Origin of the sequence: Mycoplana ramosa (genome assembly GCF_041930185.1) — a bacterium.
Taxonomy (GTDB): domain Bacteria; phylum Pseudomonadota; class Alphaproteobacteria; order Rhizobiales; family Rhizobiaceae; genus Mycoplana; species Mycoplana ramosa.
On the sequence record NZ_JBHEEW010000004.1, the window covers coordinates 97,905 to 116,957 of the forward strand.

Here is a 19,053-nt window from a genome sequence, read left to right on the forward strand (position 1 = left end):
GACCCGCGGGGGAATGTCAGGCATGCCCTTCCGCTTCGTCCACACCGCCGATCTTCATCTCGATTCGCCGATTGCCTCGCTGGCCCTGCGCAACGAAGAGCTGGCGACGCTTGTGCGCGGCGCGACCCGGCGAACGCTGGAGCGGATCGTCGACCTGTGCATTTCCGAGCAGGTCGACGCGCTGCTGATTGCGGGTGATCTCTATGACGGTTCACAGACGTCGATGGCGACCGCGCTGTTTCTCGTGGCGCAGATGCGGCGTCTGGAGGCGGCGGGGGTGCGCGTCTTCGTCATCCGCGGAAATCATGACGCGCAGTCGCAGATCACCCGTGAACTGACCTTTCCGGCGAACGTTCACGTCTTCGACGGGCGCGGCCGGACGGTGAGGGCGGGAGCGCTCGCCAACGGCCGCGAGATCCATGTGCACGGTGTCAGCTTCGGGCAGCCGCATGCACCGGCGAGCCTGCTGCCGAGCTTCAAGGCACCGCTGCCGGACGCGGTCAACATCGGCATGCTGCACACGAGCCTTGCCGGTTCGAGCCGGCACGACAACTACGCGCCCGCCGGCGTTGCCGATCTCGCGGGCCACGGTTTCGACTATTGGGCGCTCGGGCATATCCACCAGCGCGCCGTTCACTGCGAGCAGCCGATGATCGTCATGCCCGGCATCCCCCAGGGGCGCGATATCAACGAGGCCGGTGCGAAGTCCGTCACCCTCATCACGGTCGATGACGATGGCCGTTTCTCGGCCGAGGAGCATTTCCTGGCGATTGCCGCATTCGAGCGTGTTTCGATCGACATCGCCGGCGTCGAGGAGTGGACCGCGATGCTTCGCAGCGTCCGGCTCGCTCTGGAGCAAGCCAAGGCCGGAGCCCGTGCTGACCATCTCGTCTGCCGGGTTACACTTCTGGGCGCTACTCCGCTCGGCTGGCGCCTGCGCCGCGACCACGACCTGCTGGCTGGCGAACTGCAGGCGGTTGCCGAAAGCGTCGGCAACTGCTGGATCGAAGCCGTCGAGGTTGCCGTCGTTCCGCCGCAGGTGGACGACGCGCCCGCAGGTTTTGGCGCACTCGCCGAACTGGCGGCGCTCGTGGAGCGCGAAATCCTGCCATCGCATGCCTACCGGGAGGAACTGCGCGACACCCTGGCGAGCCTCATGTCACAGTTGCCGCGCGAGGTTCGCGATCTTCTCGGGGCCGACGAGGCCGCTGAAAAGGACCTGCTGACGCATGCGGCCGAGCGCGGCGTGGCGGAAATCCTGCCCCGACTGGCGGCGGTCCGCGAAGGAGACGGTGCCTGATGCGTCTCAACCGGCTGGACCTTTCCCGCTACGGCAAGTTTACCGACAAGCAGCTCGATTTCGGGGCGCCCCGATCCGGGAAGGCGGATTTTCACCTCGTCTACGGTCCGAACGAAGCTGGCAAGTCGACGCTGTTTTCCGCCTATCTCGATCTGCTCTTCGGCATCGAGCCGCAGAGCGCCTATGACTTTCTCCACCCGTATTCGACGATGCGGATCGGTGGCAATATCTCGATCGGGCCCGAGCACCATGAGATCGTCCGCCTGAAGCGACGACAGGGCTCGCTGGTCGGACCGGACGATCGAGTTCTGCCGGAGACGCTGTTTGCGCCGGTTCTCGGCGCCATGGACCGCCAGGCCTACAGGATGATGTTCTCGCTCGACGACGACAGCATCGAGCGCGGCGGCGAGGGCATCCTCAAGAGCGAGGGCGAACTTGGGGCGCTGCTGTTTTCCGCAAACTCGGGACTCTCGGACATCGGCCAAGCGCTGGAGCGGTTGAAGGCCGAAGCGGACGCATTCTTCCGTCCGCAGGCGCGCAAGCACGACCTCGCGGCGAGGAAGGCGGAGATCGAGGCACTGCGCGAGGAACGCAAGGCACTCGACGTCGCCGCCCGCGACTATGGCATGCTGACACGCGAGCTGGCGGCGTCGACCGAACGCTACGAAGCCGCGCAACTGGCACGCGCGCAGACCGATGCGGCGATCAAGGCCCTGGAGCGACGCCTTGCGGCAATGCCGCACCTCGCACGGCTGAAAGAGATTCGGGCCCGCCTTGCTGAATTCGATGGCGGAGCGGCGCCACCCAAGGAGTGGACCGGGCTCGTCGGCCAGCTCCTGCGGGACGGGGTGGAACTGTCGGCCCGCATCGATCGGCTGGCCGCCGAGCGGGAGCAGCGCCGCACGGAACTCGATGAGATCGTCTCCGATCCCGTGGTTCTCGCCGCCGAAGCGAAGATCGAATCCCTCTCCGGTTCGGCACTGGAGGCGCGCTACCGCACGGCGCAAATGGACCTGGCGGGTCGCATCGCCGAACGCGACCGTGTCGACGCCGAGATCGAGGAAAAGCGGGTCCTGCTCGGGCTGCCGGCTGGCATCGACGTGCTTTCGCTGGTGCTTGCGCCGGACAGGGCCGAGGCGCTTTCCGCGCTGCTCGCCCGCCGGTCCGGGCTGGAGGAGCGTGTCGCCGCGGCACGGCGCGAAGCCGAAGAAGCGATACGCGCCCGCGAAGCCGAGCGTGCAGCGGCGGCGACCCTTGCTGCCGCAGAGCCGCATCCGGGCGAAGATGATCGCACCATGCTGATCGGGCTGGTGCGTGCGGCCAAGCTCAACGCGCTGTCAACGCGGTTGCGCGACGCCGAGCGAGATGTGGCTGTCGCGGAAGCTGCTCTGGAGGCCAACCGGGCGCAGTTGTCGACCTGGAAGGGCGACGTCGTGGGGCTCAGGGCGCTGGACGTCCCTGGCAGGGAGGTGCTGGAAACTCTGCGGCAGGCGGCGCGGCGCCTTGGCGACGCGGCGATGAAAGCCGCTGAACAGGCGCGTGCGCTGACACAGGAACTTGCCATCCAGCGCGCGGGAATCGAACGGCTGCGCCAGAGCGGCGCACTGGTCAGCGACGATGAGGCGACCGCGTTGCGCGCGGCACGTGATGCGGCCTGGAACGAGCACCGCGCGGCATATGACGCCGTGACTGCCGATCGGTTCGAGACAGCGCTGCGAGAGAACGACCTTGCCGTCGAGCTGAGGCTCGCGCAGGCGGACCGCTTGTCGGAATTGCGCCTGACCGAGCGGGCGATGGCGGAAAACGAGGTGCGGCTGGAGGCGGTGCGCACGGATCTCCGTCGTGTCCGCGACGAGGGGGATGTGCTTGCCGGACGCATCGGGGCGATCGTTGCGCATCTGGGATGGCTGGACGCCCGGCATCGCGGCGGCGACGCAACGGGCGCGGCTTCCGTTGGCGTCCTGTCGCGCCGCCCGGCCGTCGTCGCAGCCGCATCTTTGAGCGCTGCGGCTGCACCGGTTGCAGCTGTCTGCGAGACGGATGACGACCGCGACGAGGCGGTCGACCTGGAGACGATCGCCGCCACGCTCGAGTGGTCGCACGCGAAGCTGGACGCGATCGAGGCCTGGCTCGGCCGCCGAGCCTCGGCAATCGCCGCCGCCGACCTGCTTGCAGAACGTGTTGCCGCCTTTGCCGTCGCCAGGCGCGAGGCGAGCGAACTGGCGGGGCGGCTTTCGCAGGTGCTCGGTCAGCCGGAGCCGGCGGAACCCTCCGCTGCTGCCCTGGATGAGCTTCTGGTGCGGGCGGAAGATCACGCGACCGCGCTGGGCGAAGGTCTTGCGCGACGCCGGAATGCGCTCGACGCGCTGGCGCAGGCCGAAGCGCGATGTTCCGAGCGAGAGAATGTCAAGCAAAGGGCGGAGGCGGAGATCGAGGCCTGGTCGGCGGCGTGGGAAAGGGCATGCGCGGATACCTGGCTTTCCAGTGACGGCGTCGCGATCGACGCATCGCGGGCGGGTGCGCTGTTGCCGGTCGTTCACGCCGTCTCGCGGCTTGTCGATTCGCGGCGCGATCTCGACCGCCGGATCGATGGTATGCGCCGCGACCAGGCGGACTACGGCCGCATGGCGGACGAGCTTGCCGATGCGGTGGGCGAGGGTCGGCAAGCGGATCCGCTGGCGCTGGTGCAGGCGCTGGCAAACCGTCTGCGGGCAGCCACGGAAGCGGAGGCCCGCCGCCAGCGTCTGCAGGTCGATCTCGAACGGCTCGACCAGGAGGGGCGCGAACTCGATCATCGCCTGGCAGTTCAAGAGCAGCGGACGAGGGAAATCTGCTCGGCGCTGAACTGCGAAACGCTGACGGAGGCGTCTTTCGCTCTGGATCAGTTTCGCAAGCGCGAAGACCTGCGCGAGCGAGCCGACGAGGCTGCGCATGATCTCGCTCGCAGCATGCTGACGCCGACGGCGGACGCGGCCGAAGCGGAGCTTGCGGCAACCGACGAAGCCGAAATCCTCTCCGAACTTGGCCTCCTCCGCTCGGTGCATGAGGATCAGGACCGTGAAATCCGCGAACTGCACACCGCCAGGACAAGGGCGGCGGACGCGCTGGCTGCGATCGGCGGGGACGGCAGGGTGGCCGCGCTCGAGGAAAGACGGCGCACGCTGATCATCGACCTGGCCGAGCGGGCAAAAGACTACCTCACTGCCCGGGCGGGCATCGCGGCTGCCGACGCCGCGTTGCGGCTTTATCGCGAGCGGCACCGCAGCGCGATGATGCGCCATGCCTCCGACGCGTTTCGCACGATCACGGGCGGCGAATACAGCGGTTTGTCCACGGTCATGGAAAAGGAGCAGGAGGTGCTCGTTGCCGCCGCTGCCGCGGGAGGCACGAAGCTCGCGCGCGAGCTCTCCAAGGGGACGCGCTTCCAGCTCTACCTGGCGCTGCGGGTCGCCGGCTATCACGAAGTCGCAGCCAACCGCGAAATCCTGCCCTTCATTGCCGACGACATCATGGAAACCTTTGACGACGGCCGTTCGCTGAATGCGTTCCGGTTGATGGCGGACATGTCGAGGGTCGGGCAGGTCATCTACCTCACCCACCACCAGCACTTGCGCGACATCGCGCGACAAGCCTGCCCCGAGGTGGTCATCCACGATCTTTAGCCCGGCGCCTGGCGCCGGAATTCAAGGGATCGCTTGTCCAAAACCGGGCCCGGGGTTGACTTGACGAACCGCCAATGGTTCTTGGCACGATGCTTCGCACCTTGTCCGAAGCGTCGACGGGCATAGGGTATGACGGATCAGCAGCAGAGTGTCGCAAGGGAAGGGCAACGGGGATTCCTCGGTGCGCTGCTTCTCATGCTCGCTCTGGTCGTCGGCCAGTTCGTCACCCTGGAGCGCAAGATCTCATTCCGGCCCGGTGCTGAGCCGGCGGTGGCTCGCACAGCAGCCGAGAGGGCATCCAGCCGCGGCGCGCTGCCGCGGCCGCTGTCGGCCGGCGGCGGGGCGAGCAGCAGCGACAAGTGGCTGATTTCGAGTGGCGACCGCCGTCTTGCCAAGGCCAAGTCAGCCGGCAGCGGCGGCGACCCCTCCACCGATCCGGCCTTCGTCGTTTCCGACGAATTCGTACCCGTCGCACCTCGGCCCTACGCACGGGTGGTGGTATCATTCGCCGATGCCATCCCGGCCGGCACGCCGCGGCACGATTTCGAGGGAAGGGCGCCGCCCGCGCGTCTTCTCTGAGGCCCAAGGGGCCAAAGCAGGCGCCACGGCGCCGCAGTTTCCGACTATACCGGCGCCGCAAGGCTGCATGCCCAGGGCGCCATCGCACATGAAGCGGAATATTCCATGCGCACATCCAAATGGGCCCTCGCGGCCTATCTCGCCATCATCTTCTTCGGCATTCTGACGGCCGTTCCCAACATCCTCACTCCGGCGCAACTGGAGAAGTTCGGCGGCTATCTGCCCGCCAAGCCGGTGACCCTCGGTCTCGACCTGAAGGGCGGTTCGCACCTCGTGCTCGAGGTCGATTCGGCAGCGCTGACCAAGGCGCGCATGGACGTTCTGCTGAACGACGTGCGCGGCATCCTGCGCACCGCGGGCGAGCGCGCATCGGGCGCGCGGCTGAACGGCAACACGCTCGTCATCACCCCCACCGATCAGGCGGCCTTCGACAAGGTGCTGCCGGAAGTGCGCAAGCTGGCGGCCCCTGCCGGCGCGCTCGGCTTCGGCACGACGGCTCCGGACATCGACGTCCAGACCTCGGGCAACACCATCAGCGTGACGCTGACCGAGGCCGGTCTCAACGACCGCATGACGGCCGCCGTCGACCAGAGCCTCGAGATCATCCGCCGCCGCGTCGACCAGGTCGGCGTGGCCGAACCGCTTATCCAGCGCGTCGGCGGCGACCGCATCCTCGTCCAGCTTCCGGGCCTGCAGGATCCGACGCGGCTTCGACAGTTGCTCGGCTCGACCGCGCAGATGAGCTTCCACATGCTGGACGGGTCGGTTGATCCGAACGGTGTCGCGCCGCGCGGCGTGACGATCCTTCCGGGCGCCAACGACGGCCAGAAATATGCGATCGAGGATCGCGTTGCCATCTCCGGCGATCGTCTTGCCGACGCCAAGGCCGGCTTCGACCAGCGCACCAACGAGCCGATCGTCTCGTTTACCTTCGACACGACCGGCGCGCGCCAGTTCGCCGAGATCACCAAGGCAAATGTCGGCCGTCCGTTCGCCATCGTCCTCGATGGCAAGGTGCTGACCGCACCCGTCATCCGCGAGCCGATCCTCGGCGGCCAGGGCCAGATCAGCGGCAACTTCACCCCGCAGGAAGCAACCGTGCTGTCGGCACTGCTGCGTTCGGGCGCGCTGCCGGCGCCGCTCACCATCATCGAGGAGCGCACCGTCGGTCCGAACCTCGGAAGCGATTCGATCCGCATGGGCCTGTATACTGGTCTCGCCGGGCTCGCCCTGGTCGTCGGCCTGATGGTCGGCCTCTACAGCGCCTGGGGCCTGATCGCCGTCGTCGGCCTGATCCTGCACACCGTCATGACCATCGGTACCCTCGGCCTGCTCGGCTCGACGCTGACCTTGCCCGGCATCGCCGGTATCATCCTCGGCATCGGCATGGCGGTCGACGCCAACATTCTCATCAACGCCCGTATCCGCGAGGAAACGGCGTCCGGCTCCGGCGCCATGAAGGCGCTCGACGTCGGCTTCAACAAGGCCTACGCGACCATCGTCGACGGCAACATGACGACGATGGTCGGCATGATCCTGCTCTTCATGTTCGGGAGCGGTCCGGTGCGCGGCTTCGCGATCACCATGATCATCGGGCTCGCGATCTCGATGTTCACCTCGATCACCGTCGTTCGGCTGCTGATGCGCGAGGTGGTCGTGCGCCGCAAGATGAAGACGATCCAGATCCATTCGGTCATCGGCGCGGTCCGCAGCATCCCGAGCTTCTCCTTCATGCGCGGCCGCTTCATCGCGATCGGCGTGTCGGCCGTCCTTTCGATCAGCTCGATCATCCTCTTCTTCACCCCCGGTCTGAACTACGGCATCGATTTCGTCGGCGGCATCCAGGTCGAGGCGACGTCCAAGGCGCCGATCGAGCTTGCGACCCTTCGCGATAAGATGGAGGGGCTGAACCTCGGCGAGGTGGCCTTGCAGGAATTCGGCCAGGGCACCTCGGTGCTGATCCGCGTCCAGCGGCAGCCCGGCGGAGAGGAGGCGCAGACGGCGGCGCTGAACCAGATGCGCCAGGGCGTTGCGGAGGTGATCCCGGATGCGAGCTTCGAGCGCACGGAGGTCGTCGGTCCGACCGTCAGTTCCGAGCTTGCCCGCTCCGGCTTCCTCGCCGTCGGCCTCGGCATGCTGGCGATCCTGTTCTACATCTGGTGGCGCTTCGAGTGGCACTTTGCGGTCGGCGCGATCGCGACGCTCGTCCTCGACATCACCAAGATGATCGGCTTCTTCTCGCTCCTGCAGATTGACTTCAACCTGACCGCGATTGCCGCGGTGCTGACGCTGATCGGCTACTCGGTGAACGACAAGGTGGTGGTGTACGACCGCATGCGCGAAAACCTGCGCAAGTACAAGTCGATGCCCTTCTCCGACCTGATCGACCTGTCGATCAACCAGGTGATCATGCGATGCATCTTCACCTCGGTCGCCGTCGTCGTCTGCCTGCTGCCGATGGCGATCTGGGGCGGCGACACGGTCAAGCCGTTCGCCTGGCCGATGATCTTCGGCGTCGTCGTCGCCACGTCGTCGTCGATCTACATCGGCGGGCCGATCCTGCTGTTCCTGTCCCGCTGGTGGAAGGACCGCGAGGGCGGCCGCCTTCCGACCGCTGCCGAAGGTCAGGCAGCCCTCGAGGAAAAATGAGGAGGGGCGCTCCGGCGCCCGCCTTCTCTGCCGCAAGGCCGGTCGCGGACACCGGCTTTGCCGCAGTTTATGCGTCAGGCCCTCGGGCGATCTACGTCCGCACATGCTTTGCAGCTTGAACAGTGCCAAGCGTCAGGTGGGGGGCTGACTTCGTCGTAGGCGCGACGACACCCTCGTCACCTGTCCGGTATTGCCCAAACCGCGCCGTTTTTTGCTGAATGTTGGTACAGGCATATACCAATCCAGAAGGGGTGCTCATGGCTGATTCGTCGAAACGGCTGCGTATCCTCGTGCTTTTTGGCGGGCGTTCGGCCGAGCACGACGTGTCGATACTGTCCGCCACCAACGTCATGCGGGCGCTGGAACCTGCGAAATATGACGCGGTTCCGGTATTTGTCAGCCGCGACGGGCAATGGCTGCTGAGCCGCTTCGACGGTGGCGAACTGGCAAAGCCTTCGAGTGGTACGGAAGTTTGCCTGGTCCCCGGCGGATTTGGGCGATTGATAGCGATCCCGACCGACGGCGCACCGCACGAACTGCCGAAGGTCGACATCGTGTTTCCGGTTCTGCATGGCCAGCATGGCGAGGATGGCTCGGTGCAGGGGGGCGTCGAGGTCGCCTGCGTGCCGCTCGCCGGTTGCGGCGTTCTCGGTTCGGCCACGGCCCTCGATAAGGACATCGCCAAGCGGCTGTTGAACGAGGCGGGCCTGCCGACCGCGCGGTCGGTGACGATCCGCCACGGAGCGGCGCCAACCCTTGCTGAACTGAAGGACGCGCTCGGGCTTCCGGTGTTCATCAAGCCGGCCCGACAGGGCTCCTCCGTCGGTGTCAGCAAGGTTTCCGACGAATCGGAATACGAATCGGCGCTCTCCGAAGGGTTCATCCACGACCGCAAGCTGCTGGCCGAAGAATTCGTCCGCGGACGCGAGATCGAATGCAGCGTGTTGGAGGGGGAAAATGGCGGCCTCTTCGTCTCCCGCCCCGGCGAAATCGTGCCGGCCGAAAGCCACGGCTTCTACAGCTATGACGCCAAGTACATCGATGCGGACGGTGCGGCGCTGAAGGTGCCGGCCGATTTGCCGCAAGAGATCGAGGACAGGATCCGCGACGTTGCGGCGAAGGCGTTTCAGGCGCTTGGGTGCGACGGCATGGCTCGGGTCGATTTCTTCCTGACGCCGGACATGCGTTTCCTTGTGAACGAGGTCAACACCATCCCCGGCTTCACCGACATCAGCATGTATCCGAAAGCCATGGCCGCAAGCGGCGTCAGCTATCCCGAGCTTATCGACCGACTGGTCGCGCATGGACTCGCGCGTGCCGCCCGTGTGGTCTGAGGACGGGCGCGCTTCGCGTTTGCCGTGCGGTGGTTTCAGCCAAACCGATCCGGCGAAAAGGCGTTCGGGTCAATCCTCTCGCGCGCAAAAACGTCCGGCAGCGGTTGGCCGATGATCAGACCCGCCGCGAGTTGGCCCAGCGCCGGCGAGGTCAGGATACCGTAGCCGCCCTGGCCGGCGAGCCAGAAGAAGGATGGGTTGTCCCTGGCCGGACCGACCACCGGCAACCGATCGGCCGCGAAGCTGCGCATGCCGGCCCAACTGCTGGCGATGCGGCCGATCTTCAGGTTGGTAGCCTCTTCGAGGTAGTGGGCGGCATAGGCGATGTCGAGTTCCTCCGGCTGCACGTCGGCGGGCTCGCAGGGTGTCTCATCCGCGGGGGAGGCGAGCAGCCGGCCGGCATCCGGCTTGAAGTAATAGGTCTCGTCGATCTCATTGATCTCGGGCAGCGCCGCGACATCGATGTCGGCAGGGAGGTCGACGGTGATTGCGGTGCGACGGTGGGGGACGATGCCCGCCGAGACAACGCCGCAGCGCTCGGCCACCGTGTCCGCCCAGCCGCCGCTCGCATTGACGATTATGTCGGCCGTGATTGTGCCGGTCGAGGTTTCCACTTTCCACCGCCCGTCTTCCTGGCGTGCGGCGAGCAGTTCGGTCCCCGTCACGAGTTCGGCGCCGGCGCGCCGGGCGGAGCGCGCATATCCCTGGAGCAAGGCATCGACATCGATGTCCCAATAGTCGGGATCGAAATAGGCGGCGGTCACATAGTCCGGATCGAGGAAGGGCGCGCGCTGCAGCGCCTCCTCGACGGTCAGGGCCACAACGGCCACCCCGTCTGCCTCGGCCTTGCGGCGGGCTTGCGCGATGGTCTCCTCCTTGCCGGCGGGGCCGATCCACAGGCTGCCGCGTGCCGTCAGCAGCGGGACGGTGGCGAAACCCGCCGGCGGGTTTTCCATGAAGGCGCGGCTGATGCGTGCGAGCGCGTTAACCTCGGGGGCGTTGTCGCGCAACGTGAACTCGGCGGCGGACCGGCCGGTGCTGTGATAGCCATGCGCCGTTTCACGCTCCAGCACGACAACAGTTCGCGACGGGGCCAGAAAGTGCGCCAGCGACAGGCCTGCGATCCCGCCACCGACGATAGCTACGTCATAAGTCTGCATGATCTTTCCCGTCCAGTTGGTTGCGTGCGGTCGCGACCATCTTATGGCCGATTGCCAACGCCAGCGTCGTACGGTGCGACAATCGAGCAATGTCTAGGCGAGCCGTAATCCCCGTTCAAATTTATAGCCCTGAAGACGGCTATAAATGCGGTTTATGCGCCGGGATGCCGCCAGAGGGGCACCTCGCTCATGTGGGCGAGGAAGGCCCGCTCGGCGGCATTGAGGGTCGCGCTGGGGTTGGTGATGCGGAACGTTTCCGTTTGCGGCAGGTCGCCATAGGGCGGCAACTGCCAGAGGTCGCCGGCCATTCGGGCCGGGCCGGTCAGGTGCACCGGGAGCATTCCGATGCCGGCATTGGCGACGACGAGGCGCATGACCTCCTCCACGTTGAAGGCAATCGCGCGCACCTCCTGGCCGAAGGAGCCGACCGCCCGCACGGCGGTAACCGGCCCCATGTGCGGACCGCCGAGCACGTCGGATATGAAGCTGACATAGGGCTCGCCCCGCAGTTCCTCGATGCGCACGCCTTCGACGCCGAAGAGCCGGTGGCCGCGGCCGCAATAGAGCGCATAGGTCTCGATGCAGAAGGGCGTCCTGTCGAGCCCTGCGGGGATTATCCCGTCGGAAATTCCGAGTGTGGCGATGCCGCGTTCCACCGAGCGGATGACATCGGAGGTCGTCTCCACCCGGACCCCGGCGGTGACGCGCGGATGCTGCCGGAAGAACGAGGCTAGCGCCCGGTCCCAGTCCGGGTTCAGGGCGTGGCTGACCGTGTGGATGGTGATATGGCCGGAAACCTCTTCGCCGGTCGGCTCCATCGCCTCGGGCAGGCGGACGACGGAGGTGAAGATGTCGCGGCAGAGCGCATGGAGCCGTTCGCCCGCGTCGGTGAGCTCGAACCGTCCCGGTCGCCTGTCGATCAGCTTGTAGCCGACCGTCTGTTCCAGTCGCTTCAGCGCCATGCTGACGGCGGGCTGCTGCAGGAGAAGCCGGTTTGCTGCCTTCGTGATGCTGCCTTCCTCGACCAGGACGACGAAGGTGCGCAGCAGGTTCCAGTCGAGATTGTGGGCGAAGCGTTCGAGACGGTTGATCGGCATGGCCGGACGCTAGCGCATAAGGCCGGCAATCAGAACGGTTTTTTCAAACCGTGACAAAAATGGGCCGGGGGCGCTTCCGCCGCCGGCCCCGAATACCGGGACGAGCCGGTCTCACTTCATCGTGTAGACGTCGATGGCGAAGTACTTGTCGTTAATCTTCTGGTAGGTGCCGTCGGCGCGGATGTCCTTCAGCGCCTGGTTCAGCCTTTCGCGCAGGGCGTTGTCCTCCTGGCGCACCGCGATGCCGACGCCGTCGCCGACGAACTTCTTGTCGGTGATCGGTTCGCCGATCAGCTCGCAGCAGGCCTTGCCGTCCTCGTTCTTCGTCACCCAGTCGAGCAACGGGATCATGTCGCCGACCTGAACATCGAGGCGGCCGTTGGCCATGTCAAGGTTCACCTCGTCCTGCGTCGGGTACAGCTTGATGTCGGCATCGGGATACATGGCGGTGACATAGTTGGCCTGCGTCGTGCCGGACTGGGCGCCGATCGTCTTGCCCTTCATGCCTTCATTGGTGAAATCGGTGATGTTGGCGCCCTTCGGGGCGGCATGGGTCATGGCGGCGAGATAGTAGGGATCGGTGAAGGACACCTGCTTCTTGCGTTCGTCGGTGATGAACATCGACGCGATGATCATGTCGTATTTCTTGGCCTGCAGGCCGGGAATGATGCCGTCCCAGTCCTGGGCCACGACTTCGCATTCGACCTTCATCTTGGCGCACAGCGCAAGCCCGATATCGACGTCGAAACCGCCGAGCTTTCCTGCGGAGTCCTGATAGTTGAAAGGCGGGTACGCGCCTTCCGTTCCGATCTTCAATGTTTCGGCGGAGGCGGACGCGGCAAGCAAGGTTGTGGCGGCAAATGCCAAGGCGACGAGCTTCTTCTGCATGACTATTCCCCTGTTTTCTGAGTTATTCGCAGTCGGTGCGGTGAGCCTAGCGCCGCGCCCGGCATAAACGAAATAGATAGGCATTATAGCAGATATTGTTTCGACTTATGCGCGCGCCGTTCATCCGCTGGCTGCGCGGAACCCGAAAGACATCAGGCCTGGGTCAAGCGGATGAGATAGCCTTCCACCGGCATGTCCGTCGTCAGCAGCACGACGCCCTCGATGAAGACGCAGTCGAACCGGCGCAGCTCGGCGGCGTGGCTGCCGATATCCACGCGCAGATCGCCGAGCGAAATCAACATCGTCACCCCGCCCGGGGCGTCGAAATGCCGTTGGCCCTCGAAGTGCCATCGTTCCACCCGGTGGCTCCAGCGCCCGCGTCGGCTCATGACGTTGAGATCGACGATCGGGCCCTTCACCAGCGTTGCGGTGGTCGCAATGTCGCCGGGAAAGGCAAACGGATCGTTTTTGCCGGTCAGCGTGACCGCGGGCCGCCCCTCGATTTCCAGCGTTATGCCCGCGCCTTCAACGATCGCCAGCGTGCGGTCGACATCGGGAAACAGCGAGAAGGGGCCGGCGCGCGCGACGGTCGCCATGCTCACGCGCCAGTCGAAGTCAGAAAGGCCGGCATCCGGCGGAAACACCGATATCTCCGCGGTTTCCCCGTCGCCGTTCTTCCAGCGCATCCGACGAAATTCTTCTGAGCGAACGATGTGCATGGGTTTTTCCCGAAGCAACGTCTGTGGCGGCAGTATACCGCAACAGACCCAAAGAGGGTAACTGAGGCCCGGCATGCCGGGCCTCATCAATTCGCTCAGTTGCCGAGGATGCCCGGCAGGCGAAGACCCTTTTCGCGGGCGCAGTCGAGCGCGATGTCGTAGCCGGCATCGGCGTGGCGCATGACGCCGGTGGCCGGATCGTTCCACAGCACCCGCTCGATGCGGCGGGCCGCATCGTCGGAGCCGTCGCAGCAGATGACCACGCCCGAATGCTGCGAGAAGCCCATGCCGACGCCACCGCCGTGGTGCAGCGACACCCAGGTCGCACCCGACGCGGTGTTGAGCAGGGCGTTCAGCAGCGGCCAGTCGGAAACGGCGTCCGAGCCGTCCTTCATCGCTTCCGTCTCGCGGTTCGGCGAGGCGACCGAGCCGGAGTCCAGGTGGTCGCGGCCGATGACGACCGGGGCCTTCAGCTCGCCGTTCTTGACCATCTCGTTGAAGGCGAGGCCGAGGCGGTGGCGGTCGCCGAGGCCGACCCAGCAGATGCGCGCCGGCAGGCCCTGGAAGGCGATGCGCTCGCGCGCCATTTCCAGCCAGTTGTGCAGGTGCTTGTTGTCGGGCAAAAGCTCCTTCACCTTGGCGTCGGTCTTGTAGATGTCGTCCGGGTCGCCGGACAGCGCCGCCCAGCGGAACGGACCGATGCCGCGGCAGAACAGCGGGCGGATATAGGCCGGAACGAAGCCGGGGAAGGCGAAGGCGTTTTCGAGGCCCTCGTCCTTGGCGACCTGGCGGATGTTGTTGCCGTAGTCGAAGGTCGGGATCCCCATGTCCTGAAAGGCGATCATCGCCTCGACGTGCTCGCGCATCGAGGCGCGCGCCGCCTTCTCGACCGCCTTCGGGTCGCTGACGCGCTTTTCCTTCCACTCCGCCATCGTCCAGCCCTTCGGCAGGTAGCCGTTGACCGGATCGTGCGCCGAGGTCTGGTCGGTGACCATGTCGGGACGGATGCCGCGGCGGACCATCTCCGGCAGGATCTCGGCGGTGTTGCCGAGCAGGCCGACCGACTTCGCCTCGCCGTTCTTCGTCCAGCGGGCGATCATTTCCATCGCCTCGTCCAGCGTCTCGGCCTTCTCGTCGAGGTAGCGGGTGCGCAGGCGGAAGTCGATCGAATCCGGGTTGCACTCGACGGCAAGGCAGGAGGCGCCGGCCATGACGGCGGCGAGCGGCTGGGCGCCGCCCATGCCGCCCAAGCCCCCGGTCAGCACCCACTTGCCCTTGAGGTTGCCGCCGTAGTGCTGGCGGCCGGCCTCGACGAACGTCTCGTAGGTGCCCTGAACGATGCCCTGGGTGCCGATATAGATCCACGAGCCGGCGGTCATCTGGCCGTACATGGCGAGACCCTTCCTGTCGAGCTCGTTGAAGTGGTCCCAGGTGGCCCAGTGCGGCACCAGGTTGGAGTTGGCGATCAGCACGCGCGGCGCATCCTTGTGGGTCTTGAACACGCCGACCGGCTTGCCGGACTGGACGAGCAGCGTCTCGTCCTCGTTGAGGTCCTTCAGCGTCGCGACGATGCTGTCGAAGTCCGCCCAGGTGCGGGCGGCGCGGCCGATGCCGCCGTAGACGACCAGTTCGTGCGGGTTTTCCGCGACGTTTGGGTCGAGGTTGTTCATCAGCATCCTGAGAGGCGCTTCGGTCATCCAGCTCTTGGCGTTGAGCTGGGTGCCCTGGGGGGCGCGAACGTCTCGGATGTTGTGGCGAGGATTGGTCATTGCGGGTCCCTCCGGATCAGTGTTTCAGGCCAGGCGCGATCTGTCCGATCCGCTGGAGAAGGATTTTGAGATGGGTGCGCAGTTGCTCGGCCTTGGTCGGCTCGTAAGCGAACGGCGGGGTTTCGGAGATCAGATGCGTGGATTGCGCCAGTTCCATCTGGATCGCGTGCACGCCCGTATCCGGCTTGCCGTAATGGCGGGTGGTCCAGCCGCCCTTGAAGCGGCCATTGAGGACGCTGGTATAGCCCTCGGCCTTGGCGGCGACTTCGACCGCGGCCGCCTCGATCGCCGGATGGCAGGTCTTGCCCATGTCCGTGCCGATGTTGAAGTCCGGCAGCTTGCCTTCGAACAGGAAGGGGATGTGCGAGCGGATCGAATGGCAGTCATAGAGCACGGCGACCCCATGGATCGCCTTCACCCGCGCGATCTCGGCAGCAAGTGCTGCATGATAGGGGGCATGAAAGTCCCGCAGCCGCGCGGCGATGTCGGCTTCGGTCGGTGCCTCGCCGTCCTTCCAGATCGCCTTGCCGTCGAAATCGGTCTCGGGCACCAGGCCCGTGGTGTTCTGGCCGGGATAGAGGCTTGCACCCTCGGGATCGCGGTTGGCGTCGATGACATAGCGGTGAAATGTCGCCCGCACCGTCGTCACGTTGTCGAGCAGCCCGTCATAGAGTTCGTAAATGTGCCAGTCGGTATCGGCAAGGATGCGGCCGTTGTCGTTCAGCCGCGCCCGGATCGCATCGGGGACGATCGTCCCCGTATGCGGAAAGGCGAGGATGACCGGCGAGGTGCCTTGCCGGACTTCGAAGACGTTGGACATGTCAAAAACCCCCTCTGGCCTGCCGGCCATTTCCCCCACAAGGGGGGAGAAAACGTGCGGCGAGGCTTTGCGTCCTGTCGATGCCAAGCGTAGGCCAAGAAAGCCCCTCCCCCTTGTGGGGAGGGGTTGGGGAGGGGTGTTTCGCGGGCGCGGCCATCGTCAGTCCTCCAGTGCCGGCAGGATGCCGGCGGAAACGGCGGCATTCAGCTTGCCGGAGGCGACGAGATCGCTGGCAACCTTCAGGTCGTCGGCCATGTAGCGGTCTTCCTCGATCGACGGGGAGACGGTGCGGAGCGCCGTGACGGCCTTCTGCAGCTCGGGGCTGGTCGCAAGCGGCGCGCGGCACTCGACGCCCTGGACGGCGGTCAGCGCCTCGATGCCGATGATCGCAAACAGGTTGTCGGTCATCTGCAGCAGGCGGCGGGCACCGTGGCAGGCCATCGAGACGTGGTCTTCCTGGTTGGCCGAGGTCGGGGTGGAATCGACCGATGCAGGATGCGACATCTGCTTGTTCTCGCTCATCAGCGCGGCCGAGGTGACTTCGGCGATCATGAGGCCGGAGTTGAGCCCCGGCTTCTTGGCGAGGAAGGCCGGCAGGCCGTAGGACAGCGCCGGGTCGACGAGCAGCGCGATGCGGCGCTGGGCGATGGCACCGATCTCGCAGATCGCCAGCGCAATCTGGTCGGCGGCGAAGGCTACCGGCTCGGCGTGGAAGTTGCCGCCGGAAACAACCGAATTGTCGGAGAGCACCAGCGGGTTGTCGGTGACCGCGTTGGCTTCGATCTCGAGCGTGCGGGCAACCGAGCGCAACAGATCGAGGCAGGCGCCGTCGACCTGCGGCTGGCAGCGGATGCAGTAGGGGTCCTGCACGCGCTCGTCGCTTTCGATGTGGCTCTGGCGGATGGCCGAGCCCTCGAGCAGGGTGCGGAGTGCGGCGGCGGTGTCGATCTGGCCCCGGTGGCCGCGCAGCGTATGGATGTCCGGATGGAACGGCGCCGAGGAGCCCATCGCCGCGTCCGTCGAAAGGGCGCCGGTGATCAGTGCTGCCTGCGCGGCGCGGTGAGCGCGGAACAGGCCGGCGAGCGCCAGCGCGGTCGAGGTCTGGGTGCCGTTGATCAGCGCCAGGCCTTCCTTGGCGGCGAGCGTCACCGGGGTGAGGCCGGCCCTGTCGAGTGCGCGGGCGCCGCTCATGCGCTCACCGGCGAAGAAGGCCTCGCCGTGTCCCATCATTACCGCCGACATGTGGGCGAGCGGTGCGAGGTCGCCGGAGGCGCCAACCGAGCCCTTCTCCGGGATGACCGGAATGACGCCCTTTTCGAGCATCGCCTCGATCAGGCGGACGATTTCGATGCGGACGCCGGAGGCGCCGCGGCCAAGCGAGACGAGCTTCAGCGCCATGATCAACCGGACAACGTTTTCCGGTAGGGGTGCGCCGACGCCGCAGCAATGCGACAGGATCAGGTTGCGCTGCAGGTTGGCGACGTCGGCGGCGTCGATCTTGATCGAGGCGAGTTTGCCGAAGCCGGTGTTGATGCCGTAGACCGGGGCGTTGCCGGCGGCGATCTCGGCGATGCGGGCGGCGGCCTTCTCGATGCGGGCATCGAAGGAACGATCGAGACGGGCCGGCTCACCGGTCCAGTAGATTGTGGCAAGGTCCTCGAGCGGCACGGAGCCCGGATGAAGAACGATGGTCATGTCGAAAGTCTCTCCCAGTAGCGGCGCGGACGCCGCGAAATGTGTTACCGGCCGCGACGAACGCGCCGGTAGAGCGGATTGAAGCCCATGCGGTAGACAAGCTCCGCGGGCTGGCCGATGTCCCAGAGGACGAAGTCGGCCCACTTCCCGGTTTCGAGCGTTCCCACCTCGTCAACGAGGCCGAGCGCGCGGGCGGCCTCGCGGGTGGTGCCGGCAAGGCACTCCTCGACCGTCATGCCGAACAGGGTCGCCGCCATGTTCATTGTCAGCAGGAGTGAAGTCAGAGGCGAGGTGCCGGGGTTGTTGTCGGTGGCGACGGCCATCTTCACGCCGTGCTCGCGGAAGAGCGCGATCGGCGGCTTCTTCGTCTCGCGGATGAAGTAGAACGCGCCAGGCAGGATGACGGCGACGGTTCCGGCCCTTGCCATGGCGCGCGCCCCGGCAGCGTCGGTGTATTCCAGATGGTCAGCGGACAGCGCGCCGTAGGCGGCGGCGAGTGCCGCCCCCTCCAGGTTGGAGAGCTGGTCGGCGTGCAGCTTGACTGGCAGGCCCAGATTTCTGGCGGCGTCAAAGACACGGGCGATTTCGGCGGGTGAAAAGGCGATGCCCTCGCAGAATCCGTCGACGGCGTCGGCGAGACCTTCGGCGGCGATGGCCGGCAGCATGTCGGACACCACCTTGTCGATATAGGCGGTCTTGTCGCCGTTCATCTCGGCCGGCAGCGCATGCGCGCCGAGGAAGGTCGTGCGGATCGACACGTCCCTCAATTCGCCCAGCTTCCGCGCCGCGCGCAGCGCCTTCATTTCGTTTTCCCGATCGAGCCCATAGCCGGACTTGATCTCGATCGTCGTGACGCCTTCGGCCATCAGCGCGTCGAGCCGTGGCAGGCTCTGGGCGACCAGCTCTTCTTCGCTCGCGGCCCGCAGCGCAGTGACGGAGGAGACGATGCCGCCGCCGGCCCGGGCGATTTCCTCGTAGGAGGCCCCTTCGAGGCGCATCTCGAATTCGTTGGCGCGGTTGCCCGCATGGACAAGGTGGGTGTGGCCGTCGATCAGGCCTGGCGTGATCCACCGGCCCTCGCAATCGATTGGCTCCAGGGCGCGAAGCGCGGCTGGAACGTCGGCCTCCGGACCTGCAAAGGCGATGCGTCCGTCCCGAACGGCAATCGCACCCCGCTCCACAGTCCCCATTCCAGGGCGGTTGGGGTCGAACGTCGTCAGCCGCGCATTGCGCCAGAGGCGCGCTGTCGTGTCTGTTCCCCCGTTCATTTTCGTTTCCGCACTTGCCGCCGGCATTGTTTCTCTCTTCCCTTTGTCGCTCATAATGTATATACATAAACAATCTCGGGCAAGATCGAATTTGCGGTTTGGAGCCGAGGCTG

At 66.0% G+C, this 19,053-nt stretch carries 13 protein-coding genes; 5 read left to right on the top strand and 8 right to left on the bottom strand.

Features of this window, described 5'->3' with window-relative positions:
* Nucleotides 1–22: 22 nt before the first annotated feature.
* The 5 genes from JNC62_RS06530 to JNC62_RS06550 all read left to right on the top strand — a co-directional run bounded on the left by JNC62_RS06530 (nucleotide 23) and on the right by JNC62_RS06550 (nucleotide 9,524).
* Nucleotides 23–1,300: a metallophosphoesterase gene (locus JNC62_RS06530; RefSeq protein ID WP_374837106.1), complete on the top strand. Its 1,278-nt coding sequence runs from the start codon at nucleotides 23–25 to the stop codon at nucleotides 1,298–1,300.
* A complete protein-coding gene (locus tag JNC62_RS06535; RefSeq protein WP_374837108.1) occupies nucleotides 1,300–4,962 on the top strand; it encodes an AAA family ATPase in 3,663 nt (1,220 codons plus the stop codon). The genes JNC62_RS06530 and JNC62_RS06535 overlap by 1 nt, the downstream gene beginning before the upstream one ends.
* 129 nt (nucleotides 4,963–5,091) lie before the next feature.
* A complete protein-coding gene (locus tag JNC62_RS06540) occupies nucleotides 5,092–5,541 on the top strand; it encodes a hypothetical protein (RefSeq protein ID WP_374837109.1) in 450 nt (149 codons plus the stop codon).
* Between the two features lie 105 nt (nucleotides 5,542–5,646).
* Complete coding sequence (gene secD / locus JNC62_RS06545; RefSeq protein ID WP_374837111.1) at nucleotides 5,647–8,190, top strand: protein translocase subunit SecD; 2,544 nt, start codon at nucleotides 5,647–5,649, stop codon at nucleotides 8,188–8,190.
* A 257-nt stretch (nucleotides 8,191–8,447) separates the two neighbouring features.
* Nucleotides 8,448–9,524: a D-alanine--D-alanine ligase family protein gene (locus tag JNC62_RS06550; RefSeq protein WP_374837112.1), complete on the top strand. Its 1,077-nt coding sequence runs from the start codon at nucleotides 8,448–8,450 to the stop codon at nucleotides 9,522–9,524.
* Between the two features lie 35 nt (nucleotides 9,525–9,559).
* Here JNC62_RS06550 and JNC62_RS06555 read toward each other — a convergent pair whose 3' ends face one another.
* The 8 genes from JNC62_RS06555 to hutI all read right to left on the bottom strand — a co-directional run bounded on the left by JNC62_RS06555 (nucleotide 9,560) and on the right by hutI (nucleotide 18,940).
* On the bottom strand, nucleotides 9,560–10,684 hold the full coding sequence (locus JNC62_RS06555) for an NAD(P)/FAD-dependent oxidoreductase (protein ID WP_374837114.1): 1,125 nt from the start codon (nucleotides 10,682–10,684) through the stop codon (nucleotides 9,560–9,562).
* Between the two features lie 152 nt (nucleotides 10,685–10,836).
* Complete coding sequence (locus JNC62_RS06560) at nucleotides 10,837–11,781, bottom strand: LysR family transcriptional regulator (RefSeq protein ID WP_374837116.1); 945 nt, start codon at nucleotides 11,779–11,781, stop codon at nucleotides 10,837–10,839.
* A gap of 111 nt (nucleotides 11,782–11,892) precedes the next feature.
* A complete protein-coding gene (locus tag JNC62_RS06565; RefSeq protein ID WP_374837118.1) occupies nucleotides 11,893–12,669 on the bottom strand; it encodes an ABC transporter substrate-binding protein in 777 nt (258 codons plus the stop codon).
* 152 nt (nucleotides 12,670–12,821) lie between these two features.
* A complete protein-coding gene (locus tag JNC62_RS06570) occupies nucleotides 12,822–13,355 on the bottom strand; it encodes a HutD/Ves family protein (RefSeq protein ID WP_374837120.1) in 534 nt (177 codons plus the stop codon).
* A gap of 128 nt (nucleotides 13,356–13,483) precedes the next feature.
* Nucleotides 13,484–15,157: a urocanate hydratase gene (gene hutU, locus JNC62_RS06575; RefSeq protein ID WP_374837122.1), complete on the bottom strand. Its 1,674-nt coding sequence runs from the start codon at nucleotides 15,155–15,157 to the stop codon at nucleotides 13,484–13,486.
* A 16-nt stretch (nucleotides 15,158–15,173) separates the two neighbouring features.
* Nucleotides 15,174–15,977 carry an N-formylglutamate deformylase gene (gene hutG, locus JNC62_RS06580; RefSeq protein WP_374837124.1) on the bottom strand — a complete coding sequence of 268 codons (804 nt, stop codon included), beginning with the start codon at nucleotides 15,975–15,977 and terminating at the stop codon, nucleotides 15,174–15,176.
* 159 nt (nucleotides 15,978–16,136) lie between these two features.
* The gene (gene hutH, locus JNC62_RS06585) at nucleotides 16,137–17,672 is read right to left on the bottom strand and encodes a histidine ammonia-lyase (RefSeq protein WP_374837126.1); all 1,536 of its coding nucleotides are present in this window, start codon (nucleotides 17,670–17,672) and stop codon (nucleotides 16,137–16,139) included.
* A gap of 44 nt (nucleotides 17,673–17,716) precedes the next feature.
* Nucleotides 17,717–18,940, bottom strand: coding sequence for an imidazolonepropionase (hutI, locus tag JNC62_RS06590; protein ID WP_374837128.1), 1,224 nt, complete (start codon nucleotides 18,938–18,940; stop codon nucleotides 17,717–17,719).
* Between the last annotated feature and the right edge of the window lie 113 nt (nucleotides 18,941–19,053).

What these genes read in the sequence shown, in the direction of transcription:
- JNC62_RS06530 (WP_374837106.1), top strand. Translation starts at nt 23, where the DNA reads ATGCCCTTCCGCTTCGTCCACACCGCCGATCTTCATCTCGATTCGCCG.
- JNC62_RS06535 (WP_374837108.1), top strand. Translation starts at nt 1,300, where the DNA reads ATGCGTCTCAACCGGCTGGACCTTTCCCGCTACGGCAAGTTTACCGAC.
- JNC62_RS06540 (WP_374837109.1), top strand. Translation starts at nt 5,092, where the DNA reads ATGACGGATCAGCAGCAGAGTGTCGCAAGGGAAGGGCAACGGGGATTC.
- secD (WP_374837111.1), top strand. Translation starts at nt 5,647, where the DNA reads ATGCGCACATCCAAATGGGCCCTCGCGGCCTATCTCGCCATCATCTTC.
- JNC62_RS06550 (WP_374837112.1), top strand. Translation starts at nt 8,448, where the DNA reads ATGGCTGATTCGTCGAAACGGCTGCGTATCCTCGTGCTTTTTGGCGGG.
- JNC62_RS06555 (WP_374837114.1), bottom strand. Translation starts at nt 10,684, where the DNA reads ATGCAGACTTATGACGTAGCTATCGTCGGTGGCGGGATCGCAGGCCTG.
- JNC62_RS06560 (WP_374837116.1), bottom strand. Translation starts at nt 11,781, where the DNA reads ATGCCGATCAACCGTCTCGAACGCTTCGCCCACAATCTCGACTGGAAC.
- JNC62_RS06565 (WP_374837118.1), bottom strand. Translation starts at nt 12,669, where the DNA reads ATGCAGAAGAAGCTCGTCGCCTTGGCATTTGCCGCCACAACCTTGCTT.
- JNC62_RS06570 (WP_374837120.1), bottom strand. Translation starts at nt 13,355, where the DNA reads ATGCGCTGGAAGAACGGCGACGGGGAAACCGCGGAGATATCGGTGTTT.
- hutU (WP_374837122.1), bottom strand. Translation starts at nt 15,157, where the DNA reads ATGACCAATCCTCGCCACAACATCCGAGACGTTCGCGCCCCCCAGGGC.
- hutG (WP_374837124.1), bottom strand. Translation starts at nt 15,977, where the DNA reads ATGTCCAACGTCTTCGAAGTCCGGCAAGGCACCTCGCCGGTCATCCTC.
- hutH (WP_374837126.1), bottom strand. Translation starts at nt 17,672, where the DNA reads ATGACCATCGTTCTTCATCCGGGCTCCGTGCCGCTCGAGGACCTTGCC.
- hutI (WP_374837128.1), bottom strand. Translation starts at nt 18,940, where the DNA reads ATGAACGGGGGAACAGACACGACAGCGCGCCTCTGGCGCAATGCGCGG.